General features: G+C 58.8%; 5 protein-coding genes. 1 reads left to right on the top strand and 4 read right to left on the bottom strand.

Annotation, left to right across the window (positions count from 1 at the left end; genetic code table 11):
* Positions 1–373 precede the first annotated feature (373 nt).
* Genes RQH62_RS24715 through RQH62_RS24720 form a run of 3 tightly spaced genes read right to left on the bottom strand, consistent with a single transcriptional unit; the run spans position 374 to position 3,452 of the window.
* Positions 374–2,167, bottom strand: a complete 1,794-nt coding sequence (locus RQH62_RS24715; RefSeq protein WP_311271307.1) for an ABC-three component system protein — start codon at positions 2,165–2,167, stop codon at positions 374–376.
* Positions 2,164–2,412, bottom strand: a complete 249-nt coding sequence (locus RQH62_RS25025) for an ABC-three component system middle component 6 (protein ID WP_405053598.1) — start codon at positions 2,410–2,412, stop codon at positions 2,164–2,166. Before RQH62_RS25025 ends, RQH62_RS24715 begins: the two co-directional genes overlap by 4 nt.
* On the bottom strand, positions 2,409–3,452 hold the full coding sequence (locus tag RQH62_RS24720; RefSeq protein ID WP_311271308.1) for an ABC-three component system protein: 1,044 nt from the start codon (positions 3,450–3,452) through the stop codon (positions 2,409–2,411). Before RQH62_RS24720 ends, RQH62_RS25025 begins: the two co-directional genes overlap by 4 nt.
* Before the next feature lie 101 nt (positions 3,453–3,553).
* Between RQH62_RS24720 and RQH62_RS24725 the strand changes: the two genes are divergently transcribed.
* Complete coding sequence (locus tag RQH62_RS24725; protein WP_311271309.1) at positions 3,554–4,354, top strand: hypothetical protein; 801 nt, start codon at positions 3,554–3,556, stop codon at positions 4,352–4,354.
* Here RQH62_RS24725 and tnpC read toward each other — a convergent pair.
* Entirely contained in the window at positions 4,327–5,889 is a 1,563-nt protein-coding gene (gene tnpC, locus RQH62_RS24730) for an IS66 family transposase (protein ID WP_311271310.1), read from the bottom strand. The two genes, RQH62_RS24725 and tnpC, sit on opposite strands and share 28 nt — an antisense overlap.
* Between the last annotated feature and the right edge of the window lie 193 nt (positions 5,890–6,082).

Raw genomic sequence — 6,082 nt, forward strand, 5'->3', positions numbered from 1 at the left:
GCCATCACCGCGACCGCTCATACGAGGCTCGTTTGACTGCTCGATGTCCATGCTCACGCCTCCTCAAAGGCCGCGAGCTTTCCTATTCCGGTGCCGGCAACAAGGCCGCCTTCCGTCGGCGCTTACGAAGAAACCGCCCTCGCCCTAGTGGTCATAGTGCGACCGGACGTGGGACATTTTGCTCAGTCCGGTATTGAGTGGACCCAGGCCTAAAGCGGTCGCTCCCAGGCCGGGCCCATGGCGGCTCTGAAGCAGCGACTGATGCTCAGCGAGCAGTTCGATTCGATGTCATTGGCACGCGAATGGCGCACTCCACCTCACGTCGGCCTATTTCTTAGCGCTGGAGGAGTGGCGCGCGTTTGCCGCCACAATGCTATTCTAGGTCGAAGCGGAAACCGAAAAGCCCTCCGGCTTCATCGTCGGTCAGCTTGACCGAATTGACGTAAGGCTGGAACCGCACGTCGCTTGCCAGATCGGCCTTGTCGAACTCGTCGCTGTTAAGCGCCACGATATACTGGCCACCTACTTCTTCGGCGATTGCCATCCCAAAGACAAGTGCCTGTGCGACCTGCCTGGAATCCACGCCATCGAACAGATGGCTGTCGTGCACAAGTATCCCGGGCCCGGGCTTGAAGCGGTCGTAGGCGATGCGCAGCAGCGCCGCATCGAAGCAGAAGAGCTTCATCATGTCGATCCCGCCCTTGTTACCGCCTCCCTGGATTTCGATGCGGAACTTCGGGCCGGTTCGTGACGCCTCAATGATCAGGTTTCCGGTCCGATCATCGTAGAGCTTTCGGATAGCGTGATCGACCAGAACGGTTGCCCGCTTGATGCAGTCTTCGGCCTGCTCATGGCTGTGTTGAAGCGCGAGTTCTAAATCTGCAGCCTCGGCCTTGAGTTGCACCTTGTTATTTTCGAGCGTCGCCGCGTGCTGGAGCTTGCTGCGTAAAGTCTCTGCACGACTGACCATCTCTCCGAACTGCTCACGCAGCCGAATGAGATCCTCGAACGCGCCTTTGCCGTCGAGCGACTGAAGGATGCGGGTCCGTTTATCGGAGGCATCCTGCAGTTTAACGGTGAGATCGTCGCGCTGAGCGACGATCTCATCAATCTGCTGTCGGAGGTACAAGCGTCGATTGGTCGCGACTGAAGCTTGGAACGCCTTCACCTCGTCGAAGCGACGGAGCGCAACGTCGGGTAGCTCGACTCCAGCGGCGGCATAGAGTCGTTCGACATCGGCATACCCTGGCGGAATCTCCTGCTCTAGCGCCTTGGTGATATAGTCGACCGCCGATTCCGCTTCAGCGAGGGCGAAGGTGATCTCATTGGCGCGATCCTTCAGCGCAGAGGCCTGCGCAGCAAGTTCGCGGTAGCTTTCATGGACCTGAAAGCTGCCGACCTGCGCCCGCAGCCTCTCGATCTGCTCCTCCACCCGCGCCAGTTCAGGCCTGATTTCTGCGGTCGTACCGAATATCTGCCCGAGTTCTCCGTCCTTGATCGCCTTGCCAAGCGCGCTGATAACCTTCTTGCGATCCCGCATGTCCTGAAACCTGCGGGCCACGCGCCAGTCGAGGCCTAGCAGATAGGAGAGGGACACCTGCCAACTGCTCGGCTGCTGGTCGCTGCTGTTCTTTTCGATGCTGTTAAGCCCACCGGATTTTCGTCGGCGTGCGAAATATCCGGCAAGCTGCCGAAAAGTGGGGGCTCCCTTGGTGTCAGCAGTTGAGTCCGACTGGTGAGCCGGCAGACCGAACCAGAGCGAACCCAAGATCGCCTTCCAGCTGTCGACAGAGATCGTGGTTGGCGTATCGTCGCTATCGAACAGATCTCGTGCTGGTGCAAAGCCCAGCGCCTCGGCATCCGCCGAGGACAAGATGATCCTGTCGTCGCTGGTACCGGAGCGGGAGGCCCGCACCCATCGGTCCGCGAGAAAGAACTCGACGGTGAAGATGTGATTGATCAGCGCTTCGTGCTTGAAAAGCGATCCCTTTCCAGCCTCGCTGCCGAGCAGAAAATGAAGGATTTCCACCAGGCTGGTCTTGCCAGCCGAATTTCGGGTGTGTCGATCGGTGGACTGCTCGGCGACATCCGCTAGAAGGATGTTGAGGCCCGGTTCGAACGTGAGAGCCTTGAAAGACGGCAGCGTACTGCTTATCGAGCGGATCATGCCGCAGACCTTTTACTCAGCAAATCCCCGTCGAGATCGATAGCCTGGATGGCGTAGAGCAATGAGAGAGCCAGAACGAACCAATCGAATGGCAATGGTGAAGCGTTCTCCCGTGTCGCCCTACGGGATCGCACGGATTCCCAGACAGAGGTCACGGTGCTCTGATGATCGAGGACCGCGAGAATCTCGCCGCCGATCGTGAGAAGCGCTCTGTCGGGCTGAAGGTTCTTGGTTGGAAGGATCATGCTGCGATCGTCGTTACTGGCTTATCCTCGAAAATCATGCATTTTTCGAACAGATAGGCCAGAAGGCTCCATACTGCGACATCCAATGCGGCGGAGGACCGCGCTCCTGCGGCCGAGAAGTCATACAGAGCGAAGAGAATATCGTCAGGCTCGAGGCCTTGGGCCTTCAGATCCAGGTACTTTGTCTTGAAGGCTCCAGCAAGGTCACTCTCGAGCATGGGGTCCTGATGGTCCTGAATCAGCTTTGCCACCCGAGCAGCGTTTTGCATGCCCTTCACGATCCGGTCCTGTGAATGCGCGCAGAGGCCATTGAAGTGTAGCTTCTGTTGGGGAACCTCCATGGCGGCATCGTCCGGGGCCTGGCGATGGTCCACCACCTGCATGATGCCGTTAACGACGGCGAGTACGATCGATGGCTGCAGCGCACGAAAATCCTCGTCGCTGGCGGCTTCTCCGACAAGCTCGACGATCATATCGGGTTCAAGGGAGAGTATCGCGCCCTCGAACTGCTCCTTCCCGAACAGGTCGATATTGATCGTATTGTTTTGCTGGCGCAGCTCCAGAATTTTCTGAACGATCTGGGCAGGCGGCTGCTCGACGTAGTTGTGGACGAACTTCCATGCTTTGAGCGTAGGCCAGTTCGCCAGGGCGCCTGCGAAGTCGGTGCCCACCTTGGCTATAGCCGTCTTCATGGCTGCCTCGGTGGCATTGGCACCGGCGTTGACCGGGCCATAGCATGCGAAGATCGTCAAGGGATCCTTCAAAAGCCCATCGCATTGAAGATCGCCGCGTGAATAGTCCGTGCTGATGGGTTGAAAATTTCCCCCGTGAACTGCCGTCATTAGCTCGCCGAGAAACTCCTGAAGACGCGTGCCCTTCGCTCGTCGTAGTTTCAGTTCCAGCGCGGAGCGGATGGCCCTCTTGCGCGATATCGAGTGCGTCACAGTCAAACCCCATCCTGATCTTGGCGCGTTAAATCCGTTAGAAACCATGAACGGCAAACCTGACGCAATCAAGCCGTAGGCCTTAAAATTCCTCATCAAATGCCCAAGAGTGATACATGGCAGAGTAACTCAACAATGATGTGGACCCATTGCCTTGCTTCCGTTAAGGCACGATAACTATCAGAGTTCAGGAATCCATGAAGAAGATCGATACCGACGCACTCCTTAAACCGATGAGTTACATTGGCGGTGCGGTTTCCGAGTGGCGGTTACTCCAACAGCTTGAAGGTCACATTGCCCCGCCCACGATCTCGTTTGAAGTTCGCCTTGGGTTCATGAAGAGCGTTGAGTTACTGAAAGGCACTGCATCGGCGCTTTCGATGTATACGTCACTGCGTATCATCGAAGACAGCTGGGATGACGTCTTCGAGAGGATTGCTCCCAACCGTCCCCTGTCACGGCATGAACTGCAATATCTGATCTCATTTGGTGAGCGGGTGATGACTGTCTTCTCGACAGAGGCTGGTTCGCTATCCTTGATGACTTTAGCGCCAGGCCATTCCTATTACGCGGATCCAGAATCTCCGCTTTTCGGCGAAAAAGTGGAGGCCTCTTTCCCGACAGCAGCGCCCGAGATTTCCGATGCCGGACGATGTCGTGCCGCTGGGCTATGGACAGCATGCGCCATGCACTTGATGCGTGCGCTTGAACCCGCTCTCCAAGCATTAGCTTGTTTGGTTGACGTCACGCCCGATCAGAACTGGAACAGCGCCCTCAATCAAATTGAAGCAAAGCTTCGTGAAATTCGAAAGAGCCGTGATGGGGCAGAAATGGAACAATGGGCATCGGAGGCAGTCCTTCAACTTCGTGCTGTTAAGAACGCATGGCGTAATCACGCCATGCATGGCCGTCTGCGCTACGGCGAAGGTGAAACGGTGAAAATCTGTAAGCGGGGCCTGGAGACCGCAGATCAGGCGGCTGCGGCGATCGGTTGCTGATTGGTCCGCCAGTTCCACGGCATGAGTTCATCCCAGCGGGTAGCAGGCCAGTTGCCAGCGATCCTGGCGATGACGTCGGCGATATAGGCCTGTGGTTCGAGGCCATTGAGTTTGGCGCTCTCGATGACGGAATAGATGGCAGCGGCGCGATCGCCGCCTGCTTTTGAACCTGCGAACAACCAGTTTTTGCGACCCAGGGCCACGCAGCGCATGGCGCGCTCAGCTATGTTGTTATCGATTTCCAGACGTCCATCATCGAGAAAGCGCGTCAGAGCGACCCAGCGCTTGCGACCATAGGCAATGGCCTTGGCCATCTCGGATTTGGGCGAAAGGCGGCGCAGGGCATCGTCGAGCGCCTGGCGCAGTTCGTCGATCAGCGGCTTGGTGCGGTCCTGTCGGCTTCGTCGTCGGATATCGGGCTGGTGGCCGCGAACCTCCGCCTCGATCTCATAGAGCTGACCGATGCGTTCAAGCAGATCAGTGGTGAGCGGTGTCAGCTTGGTCGCATGAATGTCGAATATCTTGCGCCGGAAATGCGCCCAGCAGGCGACCTCGGTGACGCGGTTGGTGTCGTAGAGCTTGTCGTATCCGGCATAGCCGTCCGCCTGAAGATAGCCGGTGAAACTGGCCAGCTGCCGTTGGGGATGTGCGCCTGTCCGGTCGGTGGTGAACTCATACCAGACCAGCGGCGGGGTCATGGCACCGCAGCCCCGATCGTCGACGGCATAGGCCCAGAGCCTGCCGGTTGCCGTCTTGCCGCGTCCCGGATCGAGCATGGGGACCGGTGTATCGTCGGTGTGGATCTTTGAAGCGGTCAGTCCGACCTCGCGGATGCGGTTGATGATCGGATCGAGCAGGACAGATGCCTGGCCGACCCAGCCTGCCAGCGTCGAGCGGTCGATCTCGATGCCCTGCGCGGCCATGATCTCGGCCTGGCGGTATAACGGAAGGTGATGGTCGAACTTGGAGACGACGACGTGGGCCAGGGTGCCGAAGGTCGCCTTGCCCCGCGCTATCGCCTTCACCGGCGCGGGCGCCTGCACGATCTTCTCGCAGGCCCGGCAGCTATATTTGGGGCGGATGGTCCGAACGACGCGCCACTGCACCGGCACGGCATCGAGCATCTCGTCGCTATCCTGCCCCAGCGGCCGCAGCGCGCCGCCGCAGTCGGGACAGGTGCAGTCACCCTGCTCGGGCTCGATCCGCTGCTCCTCGCGCGGCAGATGAGCTGGCAGCGTCCGAACCGGTGATGGCCGATCGACGGCTACTGGATCGCCTCGACGCGCGGCGGCGACGATGGCCTCGCCTTCGAGTTCTTCGAGCGCCAGCTCAAGCTGAGCGATCTGGGTATTGAGCTTCTCGGACGACTTGCCGAACTGCATCCGCTTGAGGCGCGCAATCTGCACGCGCAGCGTATCGATCAGGATGTCGCGGGCGGAAATATCGGCGTGGGCAGCTGCCAATGCAGCTTCAAGCTCGGCGATCCGAGCGTCTTTATCAGGGGTGGAAAGGCCTGCGTCCGACACCACGATCATATAGCAGATCGATGGTCGAAACGCTAATAAAAGCACCAGAAAATGGGCGTTTTACCCCGCCAATGAGTAAGCGCCGACGGAAGGTGGCGTTGACGCGGCCTGTCAGGCTTTCCGGCGTGTCCGCGGCGCCCATTTTTTCGCGAGCGCTTCCAGCCTTGCCTCGATCAAGGGGATATCGGGCTGGGCGTTGGGA

The organism is Sphingobium sp. WCS2017Hpa-17 (assembly GCF_031843765.1).
In the GTDB taxonomy this organism is placed as follows: Bacteria; Pseudomonadota; Alphaproteobacteria; order Sphingomonadales; family Sphingomonadaceae; genus Sphingobium.

Excerpts from the sequence above, each read along its gene's own strand:
- tnpC (WP_311271310.1), bottom strand. The coding sequence starts at position 5,889 with ATGATCGTGGTGTCGGACGCAGGCCTTTCCACCCCTGATAAAGACGCT.
- RQH62_RS24725 (WP_311271309.1), top strand. The coding sequence starts at position 3,554 with ATGAAGAAGATCGATACCGACGCACTCCTTAAACCGATGAGTTACATT.
- RQH62_RS24715 (WP_311271307.1), bottom strand. The coding sequence starts at position 2,167 with ATGATCCGCTCGATAAGCAGTACGCTGCCGTCTTTCAAGGCTCTCACG.
- RQH62_RS25025 (WP_405053598.1), bottom strand. The coding sequence starts at position 2,412 with ATGATCCTTCCAACCAAGAACCTTCAGCCCGACAGAGCGCTTCTCACG.
- RQH62_RS24720 (WP_311271308.1), bottom strand. The coding sequence starts at position 3,452 with ATGAGGAATTTTAAGGCCTACGGCTTGATTGCGTCAGGTTTGCCGTTC.